Raw genomic sequence first — 22,465 nt, 5'->3', positions numbered from 1 at the left:
TGAGCCGCTAACCCTTGCCGGAAGGCCGCCTTTGCCGTACGCAGGGGCGGCCTTCCGTTTTTTTTGGCTAAAATTACCTGTCTGAACCCTCCCCACCCATTCTCCCGACTTTGGAAAAAATAGCCATGCTCGGCGGCGGCTCCTGGGCCACCGCGCTGACCAAGATTCTCTCGGAAAACGGCAGCCGCGTCCACTGGTGGATGCGCAGCAAGGATGATGTGCAGCACCTGCTGCGCACCCGCCACAACCCCCGCTACCTGTCCTCTGTGGCCCACGACCTGGAGCGGGTGCGCCCCACTACCGATCTGGAAGAGGCCGTGCGGGAGGCCGACTGGCTGGTGCTGGCCGTGCCCGCCGCCTTCGTGCAGAGCACTCTCGATAAGCTGGGCCGCGACGACCTGAAGAACAAGCGCGTGATTTCGGCCATCAAGGGCATGATTCCGGGCAAAAACGTGCTGGTGACGGACTACGTGGCCGAGCGGTTCCGCTTGCCCCGCGCCCGCCTGGGCGTAGTGGCCGGCCCCTGTCACGCCGAGGAAGTGGCCCTGGAAAAGCAGAGCTACCTCACCATCGGCTCGCCCGATCTGGAGCTGGCGGAGGAGTTTGCGGTGCTGCTGCGCAACCGCTACGTGAAGGCCAACCCCGCCGAGGACCTCGACGGCATTGAGTACTGCGCCGTGATGAAGAACATCATTGCCCTCACCGGCGGCATTGCCCACGGCCTGGGCTACGGCGACAACTTTCAGGCGGTGCTGGTGAGCAACGCGGTGCAGGAAATGCGCCGCTTCGTGCACGCCCTCAACCCCCAGCCCCGCGACCTGTCGGCCTCGGCCTACCTGGGCGACTTGCTGGTGACGGCCTACTCGCAGTTTTCGCGCAACCGCACCTTCGGTAACATGGTGGGCCGCGGCTACTCCGTGAAATCGGCGCAGATGGAGATGAACATGGTGGCCGAGGGCTACTACGCCGTCAAGAGCATCTACGAGGTCAACCGCAAGCTGCAGGTGTCCATGCCCATTACCTCGGCCGCCTACCACATCCTCTACGAGAAGATTTCCCCGGCCATTGAAATTGAGCTACTGAAGGAGAAGTTTAAGTAGTACGCCTTTTGATAGTGATGTTCAGCTAGTAATCTTTTCGAGTAATACTTCGCCTGCTGATTTATGTGCTCGTTTTTCAACCAGTTCATACGCTTCTGCCAGGCTCTGAGGTACAATGCCAAGACCTTCACACCCGCAGGTAAAGAAATTGAATTGGTTGTTGAACAGGTATTCAATGGCAGCCCATTGTTCCGTCTGGAATTTTCGGGGAAGCTTCAGATCCTTGCCCAGGTTTACCGCCACTAAGCCACAATCAGGGCACTTTGCTTGTCTATCGGGGTGAATGTTTTCGGGCAGCAAGTCTCCCTCACGCACTCGTTTGAAGCCCTTACGGCAGCCGAAACATGCATAGATGTCCTTGTACGTGTGAAAAGCGTATCTGCACATGATGCAGTTGTTTCGTTGAGAACCGAAATTACGAAGACAAGGTAAAGTTGGGAGCGGTATCCATCCTGCCGATAGCACCTGTCCCCTTACCACTACATCTACCACACCAAACTATGGGAACCTGGGATTACCACACCTTCGATAACGACGACGCGGCGGATTTCGCCGAGAATTTCCGTCAGGACCCGAACGAGGCCATTTTGTACGAGGCCCTGGCCACGGCTGCCGAAACCGAAGACTACCTCGAACTACCAGAAGCCTCGGAAGCACTAGCTGCCGCCGAAATTGTAGCCGCCATTCTGGGCCATCCGGCCACCGATTTTCTGCCGGGCTTGTTGCTGGCCGTTAATGGCATGGAAATCGACGACGACTTGGCCGACCTGGCCGTGGAGGCGGTGGAAGCCGTGGTGCGCAAATCGGAGTTGCAGGAGGAGTGGGCCAACTCGCCCGACTACCCGCAGTGGCAGCAGCAGCAGCAGGATCTGCTGACGCGTTTAGCCGCCGAGTAGCCCATGCACTGGCTGTTGCTGGCCCTGCTCACGGCGTTGTGCCTGGCGGGCTATAACTTCTTTATCAAGCTGGCTTCGGCCCACATTTCGGCGGCGGCCGGCGCGGTTATTCTGCAGCTGGTGGCCGCCGGCCTGGGGGCAGCCTGGCTGCTGTGGCTGCGCCTGAAGGGTCAGCCGCTCGAGCTCAGCAGCAAGGGCGTGGGGCTGGCCGTACTGGCCGGCCTGGGCGTGGGGCTGGCTGAAATCCTGACGTTCGTGGTGTTCAGCCGGGGCGTGTCGTCGTCGGTAGGTACGCCGGTTATCGTGGGCGGCTCGGTGCTGCTGACGGCTGTGCTGGGCTTGGTAGTGCTGCGTGAATCCCTGAGCTGGTCGCAGGGGCTGGGGCTGTTGAGCATTGTGGTGGGTATTGCCCTGCTGGCCCGAGGGCACTAGGCTGGCGGCCTCACCGAATCAGTACCAGCGTGCCGGCCAGAATCAGGCCCGCGCCCAGGCCGGTTTGCCAAGTCAGCTTTTCGCCCAGAAACAGCACCGACAGCAGAATGGCCAGGGCCACGCTCAGCTTATCTACCGGCGCTACCTTCGATACCGGTCCCAGCTGCAGCGCCCGGAAATAAAACAGCCACGAAAGCCCGGTAGCCAGCCCCGACAGGCCCAGAAACACCCAGTTCTGCCGCGTGAGCTGAGCGAGGCCGCCCAGGCCGTGCTGGAAATACACCACGGCCCAGGCCAGCACCAGGATAACTACCGTGCGCACGGCCGTGGCCAGACTGGAGTCCACGCCCTTCATTCCGACTTTCGCCAGCACCGCCGTGAGGGCCGCAAATACGGCGGAAAGCAACGCGTACAGCCACCACATAGTCAGCAGATGATAAACGGTAGGAAGTAGGCCCAACTACTGAGCCCGCCAGGTAACTGTGAGGCCGGTAGCACCACCGGGCCAGGCCATGGGCGAAGCACTGACCCCTTTCAGGTAGGGCTTGCGGCCCCAGCGGTTACGGTGGGTAAGATAGCCCAGATGCGCCGACAGAATGCCGATACCGGCCCCGGCAAACACGTCGGACTGCCAGTGCCGGTCGTTGAGCATGCGCAGGGCCGCCACGCTGGTAGCAATGGTGTAAGCCCCCACACCATACCACTGGCTTTGGTCCCGGAACTCGGTGTGCACAATGCTGGCGGCCAGAAACGCCTGCGCCGTGTGGCCGGAAGGGAAGGAGTTGCGCGTACTGCCATCGGGCCGGAGCACCTTGGTTGTATTCTTAAGAGCGTAGGTGAGGGCTCCGAAAATCAGCTCCGACTTGCCGATGACCAGCAGCGTATTGATCCGGTCATTGCGCGACTTCACGCCGGCCAGCGCCACCGCGCCCAACTCCAGGTAAGGTGCAAGGATCAGAAAGTCGTCGGCCTTGGTATGAAAGCCGGGAAACTGCTTCTGAATGTCGCGGCGCGCGTCGTAGCTGCTGTAGAAACCGTTGCCATTGATGGTGGACGCGCCGTAGCCAATGAGCAGCGCCGGCACGATGCTGGCCTTCACCAGCTTGCCTTTGTACCAGGGCTGCTTCGCCACCGTGGGGATGCCCGCGGGGTTTTCGTATTTGCGAAGCGTATCGGCAGAAGCGGGTACGGGCTGAACCTGCGCCGTCAGGGGCAGGATGGAGGCCGCGCCGAGCAGCAGGCCAGCAGTAGCGCGGCGGAGAGCGTAAGGAGAAAAAGATGACACGGCAAACGAGTTGATAAGTGCGAAAGACCGTCACGCGGCCCGGCGGCTAACTTCAGTACGTAAGATTAAAACTTAATCCTGAGGTAATCCTGAAGAGGCTGTTCGTTGCGTGGCCGCGCGCTGTTCATTGTTGCCGGTGCCAGCACAAAGGAAGCCAGCCCGGCTAACCATCCTTTGGGCCGCCTAACAGGGTAGGCTAACCAGGACAGAAGGCGCTGCGGCGGCGTTTCTGGTGCGTTGTGCCCTGCTGGTTATATACTTTCGCAGCGTTCCGGTACCCCGGAAGAAGCGCAAGCCGAAGACAGAGCTTCGGCTTGCGCTTTTGGTTGTGGAAAAGGGGACGGAATAGGTGCTGCCCCCGAAGAGGCAGCACCAGAGGGATAGACAAATGTGCCGCTATTTCCCCCCGTTCTCAAGGCCACAGACTAGCTGTTTGTGACATTGCTTATAGTGCCAAAACGGCACCGTAAACCCGGTTTCTCCGACTAATACACCAATTTTGGGAGCTGAACGCAAGCCCAAAGCGCACAAAAAATGGCTGCTTGTGACAGTGGCTTTGTCTGGTTGCAGGGTAACAGCAGGTTCTACATAGCGGCCAGCAGCTCGATAAACCCGCTGTTGGTGAAGCGGCTTCGGAGCCGTCCCTCATCCCTCCAATGGCAGCGTAAAGAGAAACCGACTGCCCCGGTCCGGCTCACTTTCTACCCACAGCCGCCCGCCCTGGGCCTCAATAAACTCGCGGGAAATGCTCAGCCCGAGCCCCGAGCCCCCTTTGTGGCCGCTGGCATTGGGTACTTCTGAAAAGCGCTGGAAAATTCGCTCGTGGTATTCTGCCGGGATGCCCGGTCCGCAGTCCTCTACGCCAATTTGCAGCTGTCCTTCGTGCTGCAGGGCCCGCACGCACAGGTCGGCGCCGCGCGGGGAGTAGCGGATGGCGTTGGCCAGCAGATTGATGAGGACCCAGGTGGTCTTTTCCAGGTCGGCGCGGGCGGCGGGTAGGTCAGCAGGCAGCTCCAGGCGCAGCTGCAGCTCCCGGTCCTCCAACTGGGGGCGCACGGTTTCAATGGCGTACTGTACAATGTCGGCCAGCGGAATGGGCTGCACATCGAACTGGATTTCGGCCCCAGCATCCAGCCGGGATACGGCCAACAGCTGGCCCACCATGCCCAGCAGACGCTGCGTTTCGTCGCGGATACCATCGGCAATGCGCTGGCGCTCCTCCGGCTCCGTACGCTCATCCTGCAGCAGCATCAGGCTGAGCTTGATGCTGGCCAGCGGGGTTTTCAGCTCGTGCGAAATGGTGGCCAGGTAGTTGGATTTCACCTCGTCGAGCTTCTTGAAGTCGGATACGTTGCGCAGACTCAGAATGTGACCCACAAACTCGGTGCGGCCGGTTTCACGGTTGCGGCTCACGATGTGGTTGAGGGTGAGCTGGTAGTAGGCCGTTTCGCCGTCGGGGCGGGCGAAGGTGAGCGTGACGGGGGCGGGCGTGGTGCCGGCCTGGGGACCTTCCTGGGCCAGCAGGGGGCGGAACAGGGCGTTGAGCAGCTCGGTTTCCTGACTCAGGTCCTCGGCCCGGCGGCCTACCAGGGCGGCGGCCTCGCGGCCCAGCAGCTCCCGGGCCACGGGATTGGCCAGCAGCACGGTGCGGTCGGGGTCGAGCAGGAGCAGGCCCTCATCGAGGTGCTCAATCAGGCTTTCCAGACGGCTGCGCTCCGTAGCCAAAGCCGCCCGCGTGACGCTGCGCTGGTCCTGCATGTAGCCGAAGGCGCGGTTCAGGGCCAGGGCTACGGCCCCCACCTCGTCGTTTTTAGCAATGGATACCTGGGTGGCCGGGCCGGGACTGGCCACGTCCTCCACGTCGGCGCGCAGGCGGCGCAACGGGCGCAACACGATTCGGGGCAGGCGCACTATCAGGCTCAGGCCCACCACCGTGCTCAGCAGCAGCAGGGCCAGTACCGTGCGCCGGGCGTGGCGGGCGGTGGCGGCGGCCTGGTTGGTCTGACGGTTGAAGGAGCGGGCGTTAAGCAGCATCATGCGGTGGGTGGAGGCCCGCAGGCGGTGCAGCTGGGCCACCTGGGCGGCGGCCGGGGCGCGGTCATCCACCAGGCGCTGGTAGTCGGCCAGCTGCTGGGTGAGCGTGTCCACCAGCTCCAGCTCGCCGGGCTCAGTGATGTTGGCGGCCTCGCGGGTGAGGGCGCGGCGCAGTTGCTGCAGCGGCGGCTGGGCCGTGGGCTGGTCCTGCAGCGTTTCCAAGGCCCGCAGCATCTGCTCGCCGTACTCCACCGAGCGGAAGTTGGCCCGCTGCATCCCCCGGGCCCCGCCTTCCAGCCGCTGCAAACTGAAGAACGTGTACCCGCCCAGCCCCAGCAGCAGGACCAGCATCAGCGCAATGCTCAGGCGGATTTTGAGTTTGAGGGACATGAGGTATGGTCGTTCTGGTGGTTCGCCTCACCCCCGGCCCCCTCTCCGAAAAGGAGAGCGGGAGCCTGACGATTTGTTGTCAGGTAGGGTGAGTCTGGATTGTATCTGATGGGTATTAGTGCAGTGTAAGTCGAAGTGCGGGTTACGCGTCGGCTTCACTCCGATAAGCCCGGCAATATGCTTACGTCAGGCTCCCCCTCTCCTTGTCGGAGAGGGGGCCGGGGGGTGAGGCGAATCGTTGAACGCCCTACAGCTCATACTCCTGCACCTTCCGGTACAGCGTCGTCAGGCCGATGCCGAGGCGGCGGGCGGCTTCGGTTTTGTTGCCCTGGCACTGGTGCAGCACCTGGCGCATGTGGCGGGCTTCCACGGCGCGCAGACTCTGATCGGCGGGGTCGGCGTCGGGGCTGAGGGGGGCGGGCAGGGTGTGGAACTCGTCGGGGAGGTAGCCGGCGGCGAGGGGCTGGTCGGCGGGGGCCAGGATGGCGGCGCGCTCCAGCACGTTTTTCAGCTCGCGCACGTTGCCGGGCCACTCGTAGCGCTGCAGCAGCTCCACACACTCAGGCTCCAGGCCCGGCAGGCGCTTGCGCAGCTGGGCCGCGAAGTGCTGCAGAAAGTGGGCGGCCAGGGCGGGCACGTCGGCAGCCCGGTCGCGGAGGCTGGGCACGTTGAGGGTGAAGACGGAAAGGCGGTAGTAGAGGTCGGGGCGGAAGCGGCCCTCGGCGGCCTCCTGCTTGAGGTTGCGGTTGGTGGCGGCCACGATGCGCACGTTTACGCTGGTAGGCTTGGTGTCGCCGAGCTTGGTGAACTGCCGCGTTTCCAGCACCCGGAGGAACTTGGCCTGCACGTTCAACTCCAGCTCCCCGATTTCGTCCAGAAACAGCGTGCCGCCGCTGGCTTCTTCCAGCAGGCCCTTCTTATCGGCCAGCGCGCCCGTAAACGCGCCCTTCTTGTAGCCAAACAGCTCCGATTCCAGCAAATCCTTGGGGAAAGCCGAGCAGTTCACGGCCACAAACGACTTGGCTTTCCGCTCGCTGGCCTCGTGCAGAGCCTGGGCAAACAGCTCCTTGCCCGCGCCGGTGGGGCCTTCCAGCAGCACGGTGCTGTCGGTGGGGGCTACCTGGCGGGCCAGGTCCTGGGCGCGGCGCAGGGCCGGGGCCGTGCCAATCATACTCTCGAAGCTGAACCGCTGGCTCATGCGCCGCTCCAGCTCGGCCACCCGGTGGCGCAGACGGGCTTTTTCGGCGGCGCGCTCCACCACCACTACCAGTTGCTGCTCGTAGTCGCCCTTGGTGAGGTAGTCGAAGGCGCCCTGCTTCATTGCCCGCACGCCGTCGGGGATGGTGCCGAAGGCGGTGAGCAGCACGATTTCGCAGTCGGGGGCCTTGGCGCGGTAGCGCGGCATCAGGTCCACGCCGTGGCCGTCGGGCAGCTTCACGTCGGAAATGACCACCAGCACCTCGCGGGCGTGCTGCTGCAGCAGCTCCAGGCCGCGGCTGGCATCGGGGGCCTGCAGCACGGTGTAGCCTTCCAGCTCCAGCACCCGCGCCAAGAGCTGGCGCAGGCGGGCTTCATCGTCAATCAGGAGCAGGGTACCGGTGGGCATTGGGGGAATGGAGTAAAGTCTTATTTAATTCACAAAGCTGCCAAGAGTACCAATAAAGGCCTAGCTTTTTCCTGTTACTTTGTCGAGATATCCACACTTTAATTAGGTGCACCAAACATGGCTTCTTCTTCCGCCAAAAGTATATTCATCTGTTACAGTCACGTTGATGAAGAGGTCAAAAAGCAACTCATTGCTCATCTGTCGGCTTTGAAGAGAAAGGGGCTAGTAAGCTATTGGCATGACCGTGAAATTCTTCCTGGCCAAGACTGGGACAAGGAAATCAAAAGCAAGATAGGTTCAGCTGATATTATTATTCCGTTGATAAGCTCAGACTTCCTTGCTTCAGAATACTGTATTGGTACTGAACTTACAATTGCTATGCAGAGGCACGTTGAAGGGAAAGCTTTATTGGTACCTGTTATTGCTAGGCCTTGTGATTGGCACTCTATGGACTTCTCTGCTATTCAGGCATTGCCAAAGGATGGCAAACCAATTACTAAGTGGCCTGACAGGGATGAAGCAATTCTTGATGTCATTAATGGCCTGAAACTACTAATTCAAAAAACAGACAATGATGTTCCTGTAAAAGACAGTAAAGATTCTCTGAGTCAGATTAAATATGCGGAAGATACTGTAGTGTGCCTGCTTCCACGAGGATATGTTGAAATTCATAACCTAGCTTACCGCCCAGGTAACTGGGATTTATATGCTACTTATTATCATTACGATGGTCAAGAAATTCATAGTACTCACTATGCGACAGAGTACTATAAAAAATCATGGCAGGCTGACTACAAGATAAGAGAAGCTCAGTTAGCAAAATTGCAGATACCAAATGCTGATCATCGTCTGGCTCATCATATTACGTACTTGATGATAAGTCTGGGTTCAAGGAATTAAAATGTTGATATTGAGCATGTTGTACAAAAACACCTTCAGCAAGAAGGTGATGATGTCTATTTCTGTAAGAAAGGAGACGTTCGAGATAAGCCTTTGATGCCACTGAAGTATAAAAGATATGTTGAATTATCTGTATTAGTTGATGTGATTGATTTTCTTGATAATGCGTTGCGAGTACCTCACAATGGAATATCAGAGGAGTATGTGAGAAGTGTTATAGAATCCAAGGTAAGAGATGGATATCTGTTTCTTGAAAAGAAAATACCAGGACATTTATTTATAAATATTTTACAACAGTGGATTGAAAAATTTAACCCTTATGATGATTATGAAAAAATTTCTATTTGGATTAAAAGGGTAAAGAGTTTGTTGGAGGATGCTAGGGAATTAATTTAACTTATAGTTGCTAACTAGCCCTTATCTCCTCCTTCAGATGCTCCACAAACCGGACGAATTCCGGTTCGGCTTCCACGTTTTCGTGCCAGGCAAGGCCCATTTCGGCGAGGTTGTACTGGTGCTGGGGGCTGATGGTGGCGCCGGGCAGCAACTGGCCCGCGGCGTCGCGCTCCTGGCCCAGCAGCCAGAGCCGGTCAGAGAGGGCGGTGGTGGTGGCCAGGTCGTGGGAAACGATGACCACGGTGTTAAGCTCGTCGAGGGTGGTGACTTCGAGGATGATTTTGCGCACCTCGTCCAGCATGGCCACGTCGAGGCCGGAGAAGGGCTCATCGAGCAGGATGAGGTGGTCGGAGCAGAGCAGCTGCTGGGCAATGGCGGCGCGCTGGCGCTGGCCGCCCGAGAGGTGGGCCGGGTACTTGGCGCGGTGGGGCGTGAGCTGGAACCGCTCCAGGTACTCTGCGGCTTGGCGGCGGGCCTCGGCGGGCTCGGGGTAGCGGCGGGCGGCGGCCACCAGCAGGTTGTCGAGCAGGGTGCGGTGGTTGAACAGCGGGTAGTGCTGCTGCACGAAGCCCACCGCGCCGGGCGTGGCCGGCTGCTGCGCCTCGCCCACCAGCACGGTGCCGCTGCTCGGGGCCAGCAGCCCAGCCATCAGCCGGCACAGCACCGACTTGCCCATGCCCGAGCGGCCGTAGAAGCCCACCACCTGGCCCTGGCTCAGGCCCGGCCGGCACACATCCAGTACCTGCGCCGAAATATCGCGCAGGATGGTTTCCCCGTGCAGGGTCAGCGACACGTTGTCGAGGGTGAGGACGGGGGATTTGTAGGAGTAGGGAGTCATGGGTGAATGAGTGGATGAGTGAGTTGGCGTTCTGGCGGTTGCCTCACCCCCCCGGCCCCCTCTCCAGGGGGAGAGGGGGAGCCACGGCGGCTCGGCGGATGCGCGTTTTGTAAAGAAGCGGAGGAAGCCGCCAAAACAGGCTCAGTGCATCGTCAGGCTCCCCCTCTCCCCCTGGAGAGGGGGCCGGGGGGTGAGGCACCTACCGTGCCGATGCCAGGCTGGCGTAGGGGAAAAACACGCGGCGGAGCAGGCCGAAAACATAGTCCTGGGCGGCGCCGGCGGCCAGGATGACGAGCTGGATGGCTACTACTCCGTCGAGGTGGAGGTAGCGGTTTTGCTTGTAGAGCAGCAGGCCGATGCCGCCTTCCGACTGGTAGAGGGTTTCCACCAGCGTTATCATCGTCCAGATGATGGCGAAGTTCTGGCGCACCACTTCTAGCATATCGGCCAGCTTGCCCAGCACCACCACTTCCCAGAAGCTGCGCCACTCGCCCAAACCCAGAGTGCGGGCGTGGTCCAGCTCCTGCTGAGTGGTGCCGAGCATCACGGCCGTCATGCCCGTGACCAGGTACACGGTGGTGGCGAAGGTGAGCACCGAGAGCTTCACCTCGTGGCCCGAGCTCACTAGCAGGGCCACGAAAAACGTGAGGCCGGTGAGGGTGAGGTAGCGCATCTTGGAAGCCGCGTAGGCCAGGGGCCGGAAGAAGGGCAGGGCCGTGAGATAGGAAATCAAGAGCGCCAGCACCGTGGCCATGCCCAGGGCCTGCAACGCGGTGGTCATGCTGGCCCACAGCTCCGGCACCAGGCCCTGGGTGGTGGTCAGGTCGGCCAGGGCGCGCAGCACGTCACCGAGGGAGGGGAACAGCTGCAACGGGTAAAACAGCCACAGCAGCAGCAGCAGCCCCGCCTGCCCGGCCGCCATTAGGGCAAACGTGGTGCGCGGCGGCCGGGCGTTGGGGAGGAAGAGGGATTTCATGGGGGCAATGAGTGAGAGGAAAAAGAACGTCATGCTGAGCTTGCCGAAGCATCTCTACCGCTTCGTTGCACTAGTAATAATTAGCCAGAGGTAGAGATGCTTCGACTTCGCCTCCGGCTACGCTCAGCATGACGGACGACCTGCACCATCTCACCACCTCACCGCTAATTCCCCAGCACGATTTCCACGCGGCGGTTGCGGGCTTTGCCTTCGGGAGTGGTGTTGGGGGCCACGGGATCCTGGGCGCCGTGGGCGTAGGTCTGGACGCGGCCGGCGGGGAAGGCGCTGGCGCTGCGCTGCTCCAGCCACTGGCGCACGGCCTCGGCGCGGTCCTGGCTGAGCTGCTGGTTGCGCTGGGCGTCGCCCACGTTGTCGGTGTGGCCGTGCACGGCTACTTTCAGGCGGCCGGCTACTACTAGGTCGTTGAAGAGCTGGTCGAGCTGCTGCTCGGCGGCGGGGGTGAAGGTGCGCTGGCCGGTGTTGAACTCGATGTTCCAGGCCCGGCGGCTCACGCTCTGGCGGATTTCGTCATCGGCGGCAAACTGCGGCTGCTCGGCCGGGGCCAGGTTTTTGCCGAGGTACTTGTCCTGCAGCTTGCGCAGCGGGCTCAGGTCCAGCATCTGGTCGAGGGGTACGTAACTGGGCAGTTCCTTGGGATAAAGCTGGTGCTGCACGTCGCCGAAGGTTTTGTACACCGCCGCGTAAATGTTGGTGCCGCCTTCGTTGAGGCCGAACAGGGCCAGGTTATCGGCGAAGTTGAAGGCCTTGGAGCCGCCCAGCTCCACCACCTCGCCGTTGCGGTCGGCCTCGCTCACGCCCTTGTAGTAGCGCAGCCAGTAGGCGCCGGGCTTGTCCTTGTCGCCGTACACTACGCTGGAAATATCGGCGGCGCGGCTCAGGGCTTCGGGGTGAGATTTCACCTGGTCGCCGGCCACGGCCAGGGCCGTAATCAGGGCTTCCACTTCCTTGGGGTGAGCGTCATACCAGCGCTTGGTGGTCACCATGATGTTGGGCATCTGGTTGCTGTAATCCTTGGTGCTGACGATGTTCACCAGACCGCCTTTTTGCTTGGCGATGTTCACGTCGCCGGGCGTCCAGGTGGCTACGGCGTCGGCCAACACGTCTACTTTTACGCCGGTGTTTTTGCCTTTTACCACTTTCACGCGCTGCTCGGGCTTGCCGATGATGTATTTCTCGGCGGCCACCAGGAAGTCGGAGGCGGCCATGAAGTTCACGGCCTCGGGGTCGTAGGTGGTTTCGTCGGGGTTGACTTTCAGGCCGTTGTCGGCGCACCATTTCAGGGCAATGTTCTGGTCGCCGTCGCGCAGGTAACAGGCCACGGTTTTGCCCAGGGCGGCTTTGGGGTTATCCAGCCACTCCTTGGGGCCCATCAGCTTGTCTTCGCCGAAGCTCTTGCCCACCGAGTAGGGAATGATCTGGAGGCCGGTGCCGGCTTTTTCCAGTTGGGGCTGCACCGCCGAGAAGGCCGGCAGGCCGTCGCCCATGATGCTCACCAGCAGGCCCGGGGTTTCGGGGTTGCTTTGCAGGTCGAGGGCGTTTTTCACCAGGTCGGCCTGCATTTTGGCCACGTCGTCCTGGCGCACAATCTGCATATCCAGGCCGGCGGCAGCCATGCTAGAGCCCTGGGTGGTGCGGGGGCCGCCGTTGGCCAGCATGCCAGCCATCTGCGAGTTCCAGGCCATTACCTCCCACACCAGCGGGCTGCCTTTGCCAGAAGGCGTTTCAGAAGGCAGCGGGGCCAGCGGCACCGCCATGTTGGTGCGCGAGCCCCCGGCGCTGCTCGGCAGCTCAATGGAGCTCAGCAGCACCGACTCGGTAGCGGCTTTCTTGAACAGCACCCCGCTCTGCACGAGCTTGTTGATGCCGAAGTACAGCAGCGCTGCAAGCAGAACGCCTAGTACCAGTTTACCACGGGTTGTCATTGTCGTTGTTCGTTTTGGGTTGTTTGTTTTTTGATTGGATAGGCCGGTTGACTGGCCGTCATGCTGAGCGCAGCGGAGCGAAGTCGAAGCATCTCTACCGCTTCGTAGGCTGGCTCTAGTCGCCTCACCCCAACCCCTCTCCGAAAAAGGAGAGGGGCTTTAGCTTTTAATTTCCTAGTGTTCGTTCTGGTGGGTTTACCACCCCGCCCTTCGGGCACCCCTCCTGGAAAAAAGGAGGGGAGTTTGTAGCTATAGCTCTCGTTTTCCCCTAATCCCTAATCCCTAATCCAGCAGACTGCGGTAGGCGTCGTTGGTGGCGGTGCGCTGCTGGGCCGGGCTGGTGGGGGCGGGCTTCTCGTCGAGCAGGGCGTTGAAGTCGCCTTTCTGGTATTTCTCCAGCAGGCGCTGGCCCTTCTCGCTCATCACGCCGTTCTGGATGTCCATTCCCTTCACGAACTCCTGGCTGTAGCGCATGGCCTGCTTGATCTGGCCGAGCTGCTGGGCCATGTCCTGGGCCACGCGGTCGGTGGCCAGGTCGAAGAAGTACTTCTTGTCCGGGTCGCCGCGCAGGATGTTCATGGCGGCCCGCATGCCCGAGCTGGTGCGTTTCACCAGCTGGTACTCGTCCTTCAGCAGGTTCACCTTGAACTTGCTGCCGTCGATCTGACGCAGGGCGGCTTTCAGAATCTGGCGCATCACCAGGCTCACGTTTTGGGTGGTGGTGGCCATGGGCTGCAGGCGCTGATTGTAGTCCTGGAGCTGAGCGGCGCGGCTGGCGTACTGCTCGGCGGCGTCGGGCTCGCGCTGGTGGGTGGCGGCGTCGGCCAGGGCCAAGTACTCGCGCATCTGCAGGGTGTTGGCTTCCAGCTTGCGCTTCACCAGCTCGTGGGCGCCTTCCACGTGGCCTACTTCCTCCTCCATCTTGCGCGCCTCCTGGGAGGTGCTGCGGATGTAGTCCTCCATGATGCCGATGGGGTCGGTGTTGACGAAGATGCCGGCGGCCGTGCGGAAGATGCGCTGCCCGGCGTACCACAGCCCCGCCTTCACCCGCGGGCTCGTCAGCACCAGCCAGGCCGCCAGCAGCACGCCCAGCCCGATGCCCAGCTTCACGGTGTCGAACACCATTTCGACCAGGAAGGGCACAATGGTACCCCAGCAGTAGATGCCGGCCCCGGCCAGCCCGGCCAGAAACACCCAGCCGGCCACTTTTTCGGGCTGCTGCCACTTGGGCAGGTCGCCGGTTTTGAAATCGGAAGTGGAAAGAGGATTCATCAGTGAAATGGTGAAGTGGTGAAATGGTGAGTGAGGGGCCGGCCGCGCTCCGGTCCGGCGGCTGCCAGCCGTCGGGCCGGTTGCCGTAAGCTGACGGTGCAGCCCCGTGGTACTGATGGCGTCGTTCGGGCATAGTCGTTCGGGCGGCAACCGGCCCGGCGGCTTTCGGGCCGCTTCACTTCAGCAGAAAGGCCTGCACGGCCTGCTGGTGGGCTTTGAGCTCGGCGGCGGCGGCGGCGTGAGCCAGCTCGTAGGAGGCCAAAGCGGCCGTGGCTTTCTGCTGTTGCTGCTGCAGTTCCTGGCGCACGGCCAGTAGGCGCTGCTGGGCTTCTTCCAGCTGCCGGGCCAGGTCGGCGAGGCCGGTTTGCAGCTGCTGTTCCTGCTGCTGCAGCTGCACCAGCGGGCTGGGCGGCACGTTCGGAATCCGGATTTCGCCCACCTTCTCGCGGTGCCGCTCCAGAATGCTGTTGCGGTCCGAGGTCAGCTTCAGCTCAAACTGCTCGGCCGATTTCAGCAACGCCGGCAGCTCCAGGCTGGTCACGGCGGCAAAGGCGTTGAAGGCCGTCTGGTACAGGATGGGGCCGGAAAGGCCGCTGGCCTGCAGACTGGTCACCATTTTGGTGAAGGCCATGAAGTCCTTACCGTCGCCCGAGAGCAGCTGCCGGATGTGGTCGAGGTGGCGCTGCTCGGGTTGCGTCAGGAGCGGGGCGGCCTGGAAAGCGGCTGATGTGCTACCGCCCGAAAATGTAGGGGTCGGCTGGCCAGGCAGGCTGCGCGGGGCCGCTACGGAGGGGCCATCGGGCGAGGTTTCTTCCACGAAGAAGTCCTTGGCCGCTTTGGCGATGTTGTCGAAGAGAAGCATACTGGTCGGCGGTAATTGGGAGATGGAAGGGTATTGCCAACTCCGGTGCCGACTTTCCACAAAACTGTATTTTGTGTGATATGCTATTGATTATGAATTGTATGTAAATAATTAATGGGGTGAAATAGCCGGTGCAAAACGAAAAACCCTTCCGTTTTGGAAGGGTTGGTTATCGGAATGATGTGGGTGGGCTGAACAATGGCCGGGCATTGGTGGTACTTGCACGGTGCCCTGTCCTATGCGAATACCCCTGCCAACGCTGTATTTTGAAAACAAAGCCGGCCGCCTGCTCGAAGACCCGGCTGGCTTCCTGCGTGCCCACTGGAGCGCGCAGGAACGGGATGAACTTACGTTTCGCGCGCTGTTTAACCATATGGTGCAGGCGCTTCGCCGCCACGGCTGGCACCGCATCCTCATTGATCAACGGCAGATGCGGGCTTTTTCCACGGCGGAGCAGCAGTGGATTGTGCAGCAGTGGCTACCCCGGGCCGCAACCGAAGGTGGTTACCGTTTTGGGGCAATCGTAGTGTCGGAGGATGTATTTACGCGTCTGGCCACGGCCTACGTGACTACCTCGGTGCAAGGGCTGCCGCTGGTGTACCGCACTTTTACTGAGGAGGCGGCCGCCGTGGCCTGGCTGTGGCAGCAATAAAGGCCGCCGGCAGCTCCGTCCGAAAAGATGGCCGCCTACAACGGAGGGGTAAAGTGCTCGTGGAGGATATGCTCAATTTTGTCCCGGGTAAGTGGTTTGGTCAGGAAACCGGCAATGGGCAAATCCTGCATTCGGGCCACATCCTGGGCATTGAGAGAGGTAGTGAGCATAATAATAACCACGGCCGGGTTCTGCAGAGGCGGGCGCCGGGCATACGCCCGCAGAAACTCAAAGCCATTCATGCGCGGCATCTTCATATCCAGCAGAATAAGGGTCGGGCAGGTGGGGGATGCCGCCTGCTCGCAGTGCGTGTGCAGCAGGTCCAGGGCTTCCTGGCCATTGCCGGCTACCAATACCGTATCAGTAACGGCCATGCGCTGCAGCAGCCGCTGGTTGAGGTAGTTGGTGGTGTCGTCATCATCGACGAGCAGGGTGCAGGAAATCGGGGGCATGGGCAAGAAGGCTGCTGGGGAAGGAGCTAAGCGGCGGGTATTTCGGCGGCCTGGGGCAGCTATACGAAAAAAGTAGTGCCGGGGCCGGTGGGTTCCGGCTCCGGCATACGCATAGGAACGGGCAACCGGCTGCTCAGGCTGCCCCGAAGCGGATCCGGAACGTGGCTCCCTCGCCCGACTGACTGTCTACTTCAACGGTGCCGCCGTTGGCCTGCACAATGCGGTGTACCAGGTACAGCCCCACGCCGGTGCCGGCCGTGTGCGTGTGCAGGCGCTGAAACAGGTGAAACAGCCCGGCTCCGTGCCGGGCCGCGTCGAAGCCCAGGCCGTTATCTTCCACCATCAGCACCGGCTGGTTCTGCTCCACCCACACGGATACGTGAATACGGGCGGGGCGCGCGGGGTCGGCGTATTTGAGCGAGTTGCCCACCAGGTTGAGCAGGATGGTACGCAGGTTGGCGCGGGCAAAGGACAAGGCCGGCCGGGCCGCGAAATCAGTGGTGATGCGGGCGCGGGCGGCGCGCACCTGTGGCTCCAGCGTATTGAGGACTTCCTCCGTGAGGTCGGCCAGCGAAACCAACTCCGTGGGCATGACGCGGGTCTGCTGGGCCTGGCCCAGGGCCGCCAGATCGTCGATGGTGCTGCTCAGCTGCTGCAGGGCTTCGTGGATCAGGGGTACGAGCAGCTGCTCCTCCGCCGGATCGGGAAAGGTGCTGCTGCGGTGCATCTCCTCAAACAGGCCGGCCAGGTTGTTGACGGGCTGCTTGAGGTCGTGGCTGGCCGCGTACACGAAGTTGTCGAGGTCCTGATTGGTGCGGGTGAGCTGCTGGTTGGTCTGCTTGAGCTCGGTGATGTCGATGGCGGAACCTACGTAGCCGTACAGCTCGCCGTTGGGGTAGAAACTGGGCGCACCCTGCGCCAGCAGCCAGCGGTACTGGCCGTCGTGGCGGCGCATGCGGTGCTCCAGCATGTATAAGGAGCGGGTCCGGATGGCTGTTTCCAGCGTGAGCTGGGCCTGTTCGAGCTCCTCGGGCGGAATAAAGGCGGCCCATCCGGTAGCCGTGTACTGCTCCAGACTCACGCCTACAAAGTCCAGAAATGCCTGGTTCGCGTAGTGCAGGGTCGAGTCCGGCCGCACGGCCCATACCTGGTTGGGCGCCGCGTCGGCCATGATGCGAAACCGGGTCTCACTTTCCCGCAGGGCCTCGGTAACCTGAATCTGGGCCGTGACTTCGAAGACGAATCCCAGCAGGCCGTCTATTTGCTCCTGCTCATTGCGACGGGCCTGGTATACGAAGGTAAAATAGCGGTTTTCCAGCACGCCGTCTCCGGGTCGTTTCAGGGGAATCAGCAGGGCCTGCTCTTCGTGGGCCTGGCCCGAGGTGTACACATGGCGCATGATGGCCTCAGCAGTGGTGCCCTGGATTTCGGGTACCGCCGCAAAAATAGAGCGGCCCGGCAGCTCCCGCCCCGGCAGCAGCAGCTGATAGGCCGGGTTAACAAATTCATACACCAGCTCGGGCCCGGCCAGAATGCAGATGCCGGCCGGGGCCTGCGCAAACAAACCCAGCAGACGCAGATGCTCCGCCTCGCGCTGCCGGCGGGCCTGCACCTGTCCGGTCACCTCAAAGGCGAAAATGGAAACGCCGGCCAGTACTCCCTTCTCCCGGTACGCCTGGTAGGTGAAGGTGAAGTACATATCCTGGGGGGGCTGGCCGGCGGGCTGCTCCAGGCGCAGCAGCAGCTCGTTGCCGTAGTAGGTTTCCCCCGTCTGGTACACCTTGTCCATGAGGGCCTGAAAGCCCTGTTCCACCGTTTCGGGCAGGGCCTCGGCCAGGGTCAGGCCCACCAGCCGGCGCCCGGGAAAGAGGCCCTGGTAGGCTTGGTTCACATACTCGAACCGGTGCTCCGCGCCCCGCAGCAGGGCAATCAGGGCCGGCGTCTGCTCGAATATCTGGTAAAAGGTTTCGCGCTCCTCAGCGCGGCGTTGCGCCGCTTCCAGCAGCGCCTGCTGCGTGTGCGCCAGCTCGGCGTGCTGAAGACGCAGCTCCTCATTCGAAGCGGCTAGCTCTTCGTTAAGGGTCTGTACCTGCTCGTGGGCCAGCACCTCCGGCGTCACGTCGGACACCAGCGTGTAAAAGCCAGCAACTTCCTGGCCCTGGATATCGGGCACGTAGCTGGTGCGGATATGTTTGATGAAGCCTTCGCGGTAGGGCATGCGGGCGGTGAAGCTCAGCTGTTCACCGGCCAGGGCGCGTCTGATGTAGTGCTGCACCCCGGCGTAGGCCTGCTCCCCGATAACCTCGCGCACGGGCCGGCCCAGCAGCTTCTCCGGCTCCTGGTTAAACCACGCCTGATAGGCGTGGTTGGCAAACTGGTACCGTTCCTGCTGGTCCAGGTAGCCAATGAGCACGGGCAGCGCGTCGGTCAGCAGGCGCAGCTGATGGGCGGCAGCGGCGCTGGACCGCTGGACCCGTACCTGCTGGGTAATGTCGAAAGCAAAGACCACCACGCCGTCGACGTGGCCGTTTTCATCGGTGCGACTCTGGAAGAGGTAGTTGAAATAGAAATCCTGCAGCGCACTGCCTTCGTGCGGGGCCACCTGCACGAGCACTTCGCTTTCCGTGTGGGCCTGGCCCGTGTGGTACACCTGCTGCAGCGTGTGCCAGATGGGCTGGTTCCGTAGCTCGGGCAGCGCTTCCAGTACCGGATAGCCCAGCAGCCGCCGGCCGGGAAACAGCTGCTGGTACACGGGGTTCACCAGCTCATACACCAGCTCCGGGCCGTTGAGGATGCAAATGGCGGCCGGGGCCTGCAGGAGCAGGTTTTCCAGGCGCTGCCGCTGCCGGCCGGCCTCCTGCCGGGTCTGTTCCAGTGCGTGGGTGCGCTCCTGCACACGGCTTTCCAGCTCCCGGTTGAGTTGCCGCAGCTGCTGCCGGGTAGCCAGCAGCTCGTCATATGTCGCCCGCTGCCAGGCCTCGCTCTCTGCGCCGGGAGTGACGTCGGTTATCGTGTGCAGAAGGTGGCTCACGCGGCCCTGCCCGTCGAGCACCGGCGTGTTGCGCGGCAGCCAGTAACGCTCCACAAACTGTCCCGGGCGGGCGGGGTCGGGCACGTCGTAGCGCTGCCGGGCCATGGTATGCGCCTGACCGGTGGCCAGCACCTGCTTCAGGGAGGCCCGCAGATTATGCACGGCCCGGGTTTCGGGCGTGGCCGGGTTATCAGGAAAAGCCTCGAAGATGAGCCGGCCAACAATGACCTCGCGCCGGGCCAGCGTGGCGGCCAGATACGCGTCGCTGGCCGCCTCAATGCGCAGCTCCGCCGTCAGCAGCAGAGTCGCGTCGGGCAGCGCATTGAAGACGGAAAGCAGGGAAGCAGTAGAGGACACGCGAGAAGAAGCCGGTAAGCCAAAGCAGGCCGCCAATAAACGATACCTGCGCGGAAAAGAGGGAATTGGCCGGGGAAAACCGAAAGCCGGGAGCGGCGCTGAGCGCAAACTCAACCAGCCGGCCCGGCCGGGGGCCGGGAGTACTTCCAGTACGGCGGCCTGCTGAGTAACTCGACAACCGTGGAAGCGGGTAGATCAGGCATCGGGGTATAGAATAGAGAAGGCCGCAGACAGGAGCGTAAGATAGGCCTTTTCCGTAGTGCCGGGCGCATGCCGCGCCGTTTCCTGGCCGCCGGTCAGTTACTGGGCCGTTACCGGCAGCGTAATGGTATATTGCGTGCCCCGACCGGGCTGGCTGGTAGCAGTGAGCAGGCCGCCGTGGCCCTTCGTGATGAGGTCGTGGCTGAGGGCTAGGCCTAGGCCCACTAGGCTGGCATCCGGACCCGCCGGGAAGCGCTGGAACAGGGTGGCAAGTGCCTCAGGGGTAAGGCCCGGGCCATTGTCCTGCACCCGGATTTCCAGCTGCGCCGCCGTATACTGCGTGCTAAGCTCAACCTGTGGCACGTAGTCTTCATCGGCTTCTGCCTGACGGTGCTGCACGGCCTGCAGGGCCGCGCTGAATATGCCTACCAGTGCCCGCCCGATATCCTGGCGCACCACATTAACGCGCTCCATTGTCGGGTCGAGGCGCAGGAGCAGGGCGGCATTGAAGTAGCGGTTTTTGGCGCGCAGGTCGTGGTACGTCAGCCGCAGGTACTCCTCGGCCAGCACGTTCAGGTCGGTTACCTGCCGGGGGCCGCTGCCTTCCTGCGAGTATTCCAGCATGCCGCGCACAATGGACTCGGCCCGGTACCCGTGGTGCATGATTTTCGTCTGGTTCTGGCCCAGGTTCTGCAGCATCTCATCCACTATTTCCTGCTCGTGCGGCGGCAAGGTGAGCCGGCTGAGCTCCTGGCGCACGTCCTCGCACAGCTCCACGCTGATGGCCGCAAACTTGCGCACGCAGTTCACCGGGTTCTGAATTTCGTGCGCCACGCCGGCCATTAGCTCACCCAGGCTGGCCATTTTCTCGCGGAGCACCAGCTGGCTCTGGGCAATTTTAAGCTCCTGCAGCGTCCGGGCCAGGCTGTCGCGCTGGGCGGTCAGCTCCCGGGCCTGCTGGCTGACCTGCTCGTGCAGCTCCCGCAGCTCCCGGTTGGCCCGCTGCTGCTGCCGGTTGTTGCGCCACAGCAGCAACGACACCAGCAGCAGCCCGCCCAGCCCAGTCAGCAACGCCGCCGTGCGCAGCCGCTCCGTGAGGTGGGCCCGCTCCGTTTCCAGCTCCTGCAGGCGCTGCTGTTCCGCAAACCCAATGGCATCCAGCTGCTTGATGCGGCGGGGGTTATGGAGGCTGTCCTGGGCCGTGAGCATCACGCGCATGTACCGGAGCGTACTATCAGGCTGGCGGCGGGCCTCGAAGGCCTGGGTGAGCAACGTGCTGTTGCGCATTACCCCCACCACAAAGGGAAGGGGCCGGGCCAGGGCCAGCGCCTTGCGCGCGTAGTAGATGCTGGAATCAGTCTGGTGGCGGGCCTGGTAGAGCTCCGCTATGTACTGGTAGGCCCGGCTGGCACTGCGCTGATCATTTTCGGGCAGGGAGGCCCGCGCACTGCGCCGGTAAAACGAGAGGGCCGCTTCCCGGTGGCCCTGAGCCAGCTGCAGCAGCCCGATTTCGCGCAGCACGTAGGGGGCCGGGTTGCCCCAGCAGCTCTGGTGTACCGAGCGGGAGCGGGCCGTAAACGCCCAGGCCTGGTTCAGGAAAAAAGCCGCCGAATCATACCGGTGCAGGCCCTCGTAGCTGGCGCCCAGGTTGGTGATTACGCTGATGAGCTGGGACGTGTCGCGGGTGCGGGCCTGCTCATAGAGGTGCAGGGCCTGAAAGAAGTACTGCAGGGCCGGCCGGTAGTCATCCAGGGCAAAGTACAGCAGGCCGGTCTGGTTGAGGGTGCGGGCTGTGCCTTCCGTATCGTGGCTGGCCTGGTTGAGCCGCAGGGCCTGCAGATCCACGCGCAAAGCCTGCGGCAGATTGCCCCGCTCGCCCAGCAGAATGGCCATGCGCGAGAGGCAGCGGCCCTCACCTTTGGGATATCCGATCCGCCGGGCCAGCACCAGCCCCCGCTGGGCGTACCACTGCACCGAATCGAAGCGGGAGTACCGATAGGTAGCGGCCAGATCAGCCAGCAGCAGCACCCGGCTGGTATCGATAGTGGCCTGGGCCAGGGCGCGTTGCAGCGGGCGGGTTTGCGGGCTTTGGGCTCCGGCGGGTAAGGCCCGAAGCAGCAACAGGGCTAGTATACCTGCCCAAAAGCGGTAAATCATGAGGAAATGTACGCAAGGGAATCGTTTTCTGCCTACAATGGCCAGGGTGGCTGCCTCCGCCACCAGCCGCCACCCCGGTGCCGGGGTGGATAAATAGATGGTATTATACAGGAATTAAACTGGTCTTATGCCTGATGGTGCGTTATATTTGCGGGCTAAGAACGCCCGCTTTTCCTCTTCCTGTTCCGGAGCAGAACTCTTTCCCGCAGCTGGCGGCTCCGTCCTGCCTCTATGCCTTTTGCTTCTTCGCCTCCCTCTCTTTATTTCGAAAACCCGGCTGGCCGGCTGCTGGCCGATGCCCAGGGCTTTGTGCGGCTGGAGTGGCTGCCCGGCTCCGTCGACGGTGCTGCCGTGCGCGCCGTGTTTGAGCAGGCCCTGGTGCTGCTGACCAGCACGGGCTGGTCGCGCATGCTCATCAACCAGCAGCACCTGACGCCTTTCACCCCGGAAACCGTGCAGTGGCTGCTCACCGACTGGTTTCCCCGGGCGACGGGGCCGGGGCATTACCGCTGGGGGGCCATTCTATCGGCCGATAACGTCTTTGCCCGACTGGCTACCACCGATATGGTGGGGCAGGCCCGCGCCCAGCATCAGATGCTCTACCAGTATTTTGAAGAAGAGCCGACGGCTATCAGCTGGCTTCTGAGTCAGTACTAATGTAGGGTCGGGCGGTCCGGGGGTGCTA

Annotated in this window: 20 protein-coding genes; 7 read left to right on the top strand and 13 right to left on the bottom strand. The window is 62.1% G+C overall.

Annotated features, from left to right (window positions below; genetic code table 11):
- Window positions 1-110 precede the first annotated feature (110 nt).
- On the top strand, window positions 111-1,100 hold the full coding sequence (locus EI293_RS20420; RefSeq protein ID WP_125440403.1) for an NAD(P)H-dependent glycerol-3-phosphate dehydrogenase: 990 nt from the start codon (window positions 111-113) through the stop codon (window positions 1,098-1,100).
- A gap of 21 nt (window positions 1,101-1,121) precedes the next feature.
- On the opposite strand, the gene EI293_RS20415 is transcribed toward EI293_RS20420, so the two are convergent.
- On the bottom strand, window positions 1,122-1,487 hold the full coding sequence (locus tag EI293_RS20415) for a hypothetical protein (protein ID WP_125440402.1): 366 nt from the start codon (window positions 1,485-1,487) through the stop codon (window positions 1,122-1,124).
- A 113-nt stretch (window positions 1,488-1,600) separates the two neighbouring features.
- On the opposite strand from EI293_RS20415, the gene EI293_RS20410 reads away from it, so the two are divergent.
- Both EI293_RS20410 and EI293_RS20405 read left to right on the top strand, forming a co-directional pair.
- Entirely contained in the window at window positions 1,601-1,996 is a 396-nt protein-coding gene (locus tag EI293_RS20410; protein WP_125440401.1) for a DUF4259 domain-containing protein, read from the top strand.
- Window positions 1,997-1,999: 3 nt separating this feature from the next.
- Window positions 2,000-2,428 (top strand): EamA family transporter, encoded by a 429-nt coding sequence (locus tag EI293_RS20405; protein WP_125440400.1) that lies wholly within the window; start codon window positions 2,000-2,002, stop codon window positions 2,426-2,428.
- A 10-nt stretch (window positions 2,429-2,438) separates the two neighbouring features.
- On the opposite strand, the gene EI293_RS20400 is transcribed toward EI293_RS20405, so the two are convergent.
- The 4 genes from EI293_RS20400 to EI293_RS20385 all read right to left on the bottom strand — a co-directional run bounded on the left by EI293_RS20400 (window position 2,439) and on the right by EI293_RS20385 (window position 7,743).
- A complete protein-coding gene (locus EI293_RS20400) occupies window positions 2,439-2,852 on the bottom strand; it encodes an EamA family transporter (RefSeq protein WP_125440399.1) in 414 nt (137 codons plus the stop codon).
- Window positions 2,853-2,888: 36 nt separating this feature from the next.
- Complete coding sequence (locus EI293_RS20395) at window positions 2,889-3,713, bottom strand: phosphatase PAP2 family protein (RefSeq protein WP_170170464.1); 825 nt, start codon at window positions 3,711-3,713, stop codon at window positions 2,889-2,891.
- A gap of 645 nt (window positions 3,714-4,358) precedes the next feature.
- Window positions 4,359-6,137: a sensor histidine kinase gene (locus EI293_RS20390; protein ID WP_125440397.1), complete on the bottom strand. Its 1,779-nt coding sequence runs from the start codon at window positions 6,135-6,137 to the stop codon at window positions 4,359-4,361.
- Window positions 6,138-6,384: 247 nt separating this feature from the next.
- The gene (locus EI293_RS20385) at window positions 6,385-7,743 is read right to left on the bottom strand and encodes a sigma-54-dependent transcriptional regulator (protein WP_125440396.1); all 1,359 of its coding nucleotides are present in this window, start codon (window positions 7,741-7,743) and stop codon (window positions 6,385-6,387) included.
- 117 nt (window positions 7,744-7,860) lie between these two features.
- Here EI293_RS20385 and EI293_RS20380 point away from each other — a divergent pair, with 117 nt between their 5' ends.
- Both EI293_RS20380 and EI293_RS20375 read left to right on the top strand, forming a co-directional pair.
- Entirely contained in the window at window positions 7,861-8,643 is a 783-nt protein-coding gene (locus EI293_RS20380) for a toll/interleukin-1 receptor domain-containing protein (RefSeq protein ID WP_125440395.1), read from the top strand.
- Between the two features lie 144 nt (window positions 8,644-8,787).
- A complete protein-coding gene (locus EI293_RS20375; protein ID WP_125440394.1) occupies window positions 8,788-9,039 on the top strand; it encodes a hypothetical protein in 252 nt (83 codons plus the stop codon).
- Between the two features lie 10 nt (window positions 9,040-9,049).
- Here EI293_RS20375 and EI293_RS20370 read toward each other — a convergent pair whose 3' ends face one another.
- From EI293_RS20370 to EI293_RS20350, 5 genes are all read right to left on the bottom strand, one after another.
- Complete coding sequence (locus EI293_RS20370) at window positions 9,050-9,877, bottom strand: ATP-binding cassette domain-containing protein (protein WP_125440393.1); 828 nt, start codon at window positions 9,875-9,877, stop codon at window positions 9,050-9,052.
- A 199-nt stretch (window positions 9,878-10,076) separates the two neighbouring features.
- Window positions 10,077-10,853: an ABC transporter permease gene (locus tag EI293_RS20365; protein WP_125440392.1), complete on the bottom strand. Its 777-nt coding sequence runs from the start codon at window positions 10,851-10,853 to the stop codon at window positions 10,077-10,079.
- Between the two features lie 164 nt (window positions 10,854-11,017).
- On the bottom strand, window positions 11,018-12,796 hold the full coding sequence (locus EI293_RS20360) for an OmpA family protein (RefSeq protein WP_125440391.1): 1,779 nt from the start codon (window positions 12,794-12,796) through the stop codon (window positions 11,018-11,020).
- A gap of 282 nt (window positions 12,797-13,078) precedes the next feature.
- On the bottom strand, window positions 13,079-14,068 hold the full coding sequence (locus EI293_RS20355) for a hypothetical protein (protein ID WP_125440390.1): 990 nt from the start codon (window positions 14,066-14,068) through the stop codon (window positions 13,079-13,081).
- 175 nt (window positions 14,069-14,243) lie between these two features.
- The gene (locus tag EI293_RS20350) at window positions 14,244-14,930 is read right to left on the bottom strand and encodes a hypothetical protein (RefSeq protein WP_125440389.1); all 687 of its coding nucleotides are present in this window, start codon (window positions 14,928-14,930) and stop codon (window positions 14,244-14,246) included.
- Between the two features lie 238 nt (window positions 14,931-15,168).
- Between EI293_RS20350 and EI293_RS20345 the strand changes: the two genes are divergently transcribed.
- Window positions 15,169-15,582: an STAS/SEC14 domain-containing protein gene (locus EI293_RS20345; RefSeq protein ID WP_125440388.1), complete on the top strand. Its 414-nt coding sequence runs from the start codon at window positions 15,169-15,171 to the stop codon at window positions 15,580-15,582.
- 35 nt (window positions 15,583-15,617) lie between these two features.
- Here the strand turns inward: EI293_RS20345 and EI293_RS20340 are convergent, their stop codons facing one another.
- From EI293_RS20340 to EI293_RS20330, 3 genes are all read right to left on the bottom strand, one after another.
- Window positions 15,618-16,034 carry a response regulator gene (locus tag EI293_RS20340; RefSeq protein WP_125440387.1) on the bottom strand — a complete coding sequence of 139 codons (417 nt, stop codon included), beginning with the start codon at window positions 16,032-16,034 and terminating at the stop codon, window positions 15,618-15,620.
- 133 nt (window positions 16,035-16,167) lie between these two features.
- The gene (locus EI293_RS20335) at window positions 16,168-19,422 is read right to left on the bottom strand and encodes a PAS domain-containing protein (RefSeq protein WP_125440386.1); all 3,255 of its coding nucleotides are present in this window, start codon (window positions 19,420-19,422) and stop codon (window positions 16,168-16,170) included.
- A gap of 300 nt (window positions 19,423-19,722) precedes the next feature.
- A complete protein-coding gene (locus EI293_RS20330; protein WP_125440385.1) occupies window positions 19,723-21,780 on the bottom strand; it encodes an ATP-binding protein in 2,058 nt (685 codons plus the stop codon).
- A 231-nt stretch (window positions 21,781-22,011) separates the two neighbouring features.
- Between EI293_RS20330 and EI293_RS20325 the strand changes: the two genes are divergently transcribed.
- Window positions 22,012-22,437, top strand: coding sequence for a hypothetical protein (locus tag EI293_RS20325; protein ID WP_125440384.1), 426 nt, complete (start codon window positions 22,012-22,014; stop codon window positions 22,435-22,437).
- The last annotated feature ends 28 nt before the right edge of the window (window positions 22,438-22,465 follow it).

The organism is Hymenobacter perfusus, from assembly GCF_003944765.1.
GTDB lineage: Bacteria > Bacteroidota > Bacteroidia > Cytophagales > Hymenobacteraceae > Hymenobacter > Hymenobacter perfusus.
The sequence above is the reverse complement of the archived record's forward strand: the minus strand, read 5'-3'. Positions and strand labels throughout refer to the sequence as shown.

Coding starts and splice junctions, on each gene's coding strand:
- EI293_RS20415 (WP_125440402.1), bottom strand. CDS start 1,487: ATGTGCAGATACGCTTTTCACACGTACAAGGACATCTATGCATGTTTC.
- EI293_RS20410 (WP_125440401.1), top strand. CDS start 1,601: ATGGGAACCTGGGATTACCACACCTTCGATAACGACGACGCGGCGGAT.
- EI293_RS20405 (WP_125440400.1), top strand. CDS start 2,000: ATGCACTGGCTGTTGCTGGCCCTGCTCACGGCGTTGTGCCTGGCGGGC.
- EI293_RS20400 (WP_125440399.1), bottom strand. CDS start 2,852: ATGTGGTGGCTGTACGCGTTGCTTTCCGCCGTATTTGCGGCCCTCACG.
- EI293_RS20390 (WP_125440397.1), bottom strand. CDS start 6,137: ATGTCCCTCAAACTCAAAATCCGCCTGAGCATTGCGCTGATGCTGGTC.
- EI293_RS20385 (WP_125440396.1), bottom strand. CDS start 7,743: ATGCCCACCGGTACCCTGCTCCTGATTGACGATGAAGCCCGCCTGCGC.
- EI293_RS20380 (WP_125440395.1), top strand. CDS start 7,861: ATGGCTTCTTCTTCCGCCAAAAGTATATTCATCTGTTACAGTCACGTT.
- EI293_RS20370 (WP_125440393.1), bottom strand. CDS start 9,877: ATGACTCCCTACTCCTACAAATCCCCCGTCCTCACCCTCGACAACGTG.
- EI293_RS20365 (WP_125440392.1), bottom strand. CDS start 10,853: ATGAAATCCCTCTTCCTCCCCAACGCCCGGCCGCCGCGCACCACGTTT.
- EI293_RS20360 (WP_125440391.1), bottom strand. CDS start 12,796: ATGACAACCCGTGGTAAACTGGTACTAGGCGTTCTGCTTGCAGCGCTG.
- EI293_RS20355 (WP_125440390.1), bottom strand. CDS start 14,068: ATGAATCCTCTTTCCACTTCCGATTTCAAAACCGGCGACCTGCCCAAG.
- EI293_RS20350 (WP_125440389.1), bottom strand. CDS start 14,930: ATGCTTCTCTTCGACAACATCGCCAAAGCGGCCAAGGACTTCTTCGTG.
- EI293_RS20345 (WP_125440388.1), top strand. CDS start 15,169: ATGCGAATACCCCTGCCAACGCTGTATTTTGAAAACAAAGCCGGCCGC.
- EI293_RS20340 (WP_125440387.1), bottom strand. CDS start 16,034: ATGCCCCCGATTTCCTGCACCCTGCTCGTCGATGATGACGACACCACC.
- EI293_RS20330 (WP_125440385.1), bottom strand. CDS start 21,780: ATGATTTACCGCTTTTGGGCAGGTATACTAGCCCTGTTGCTGCTTCGG.
- EI293_RS20325 (WP_125440384.1), top strand. CDS start 22,012: ATGCCTTTTGCTTCTTCGCCTCCCTCTCTTTATTTCGAAAACCCGGCT.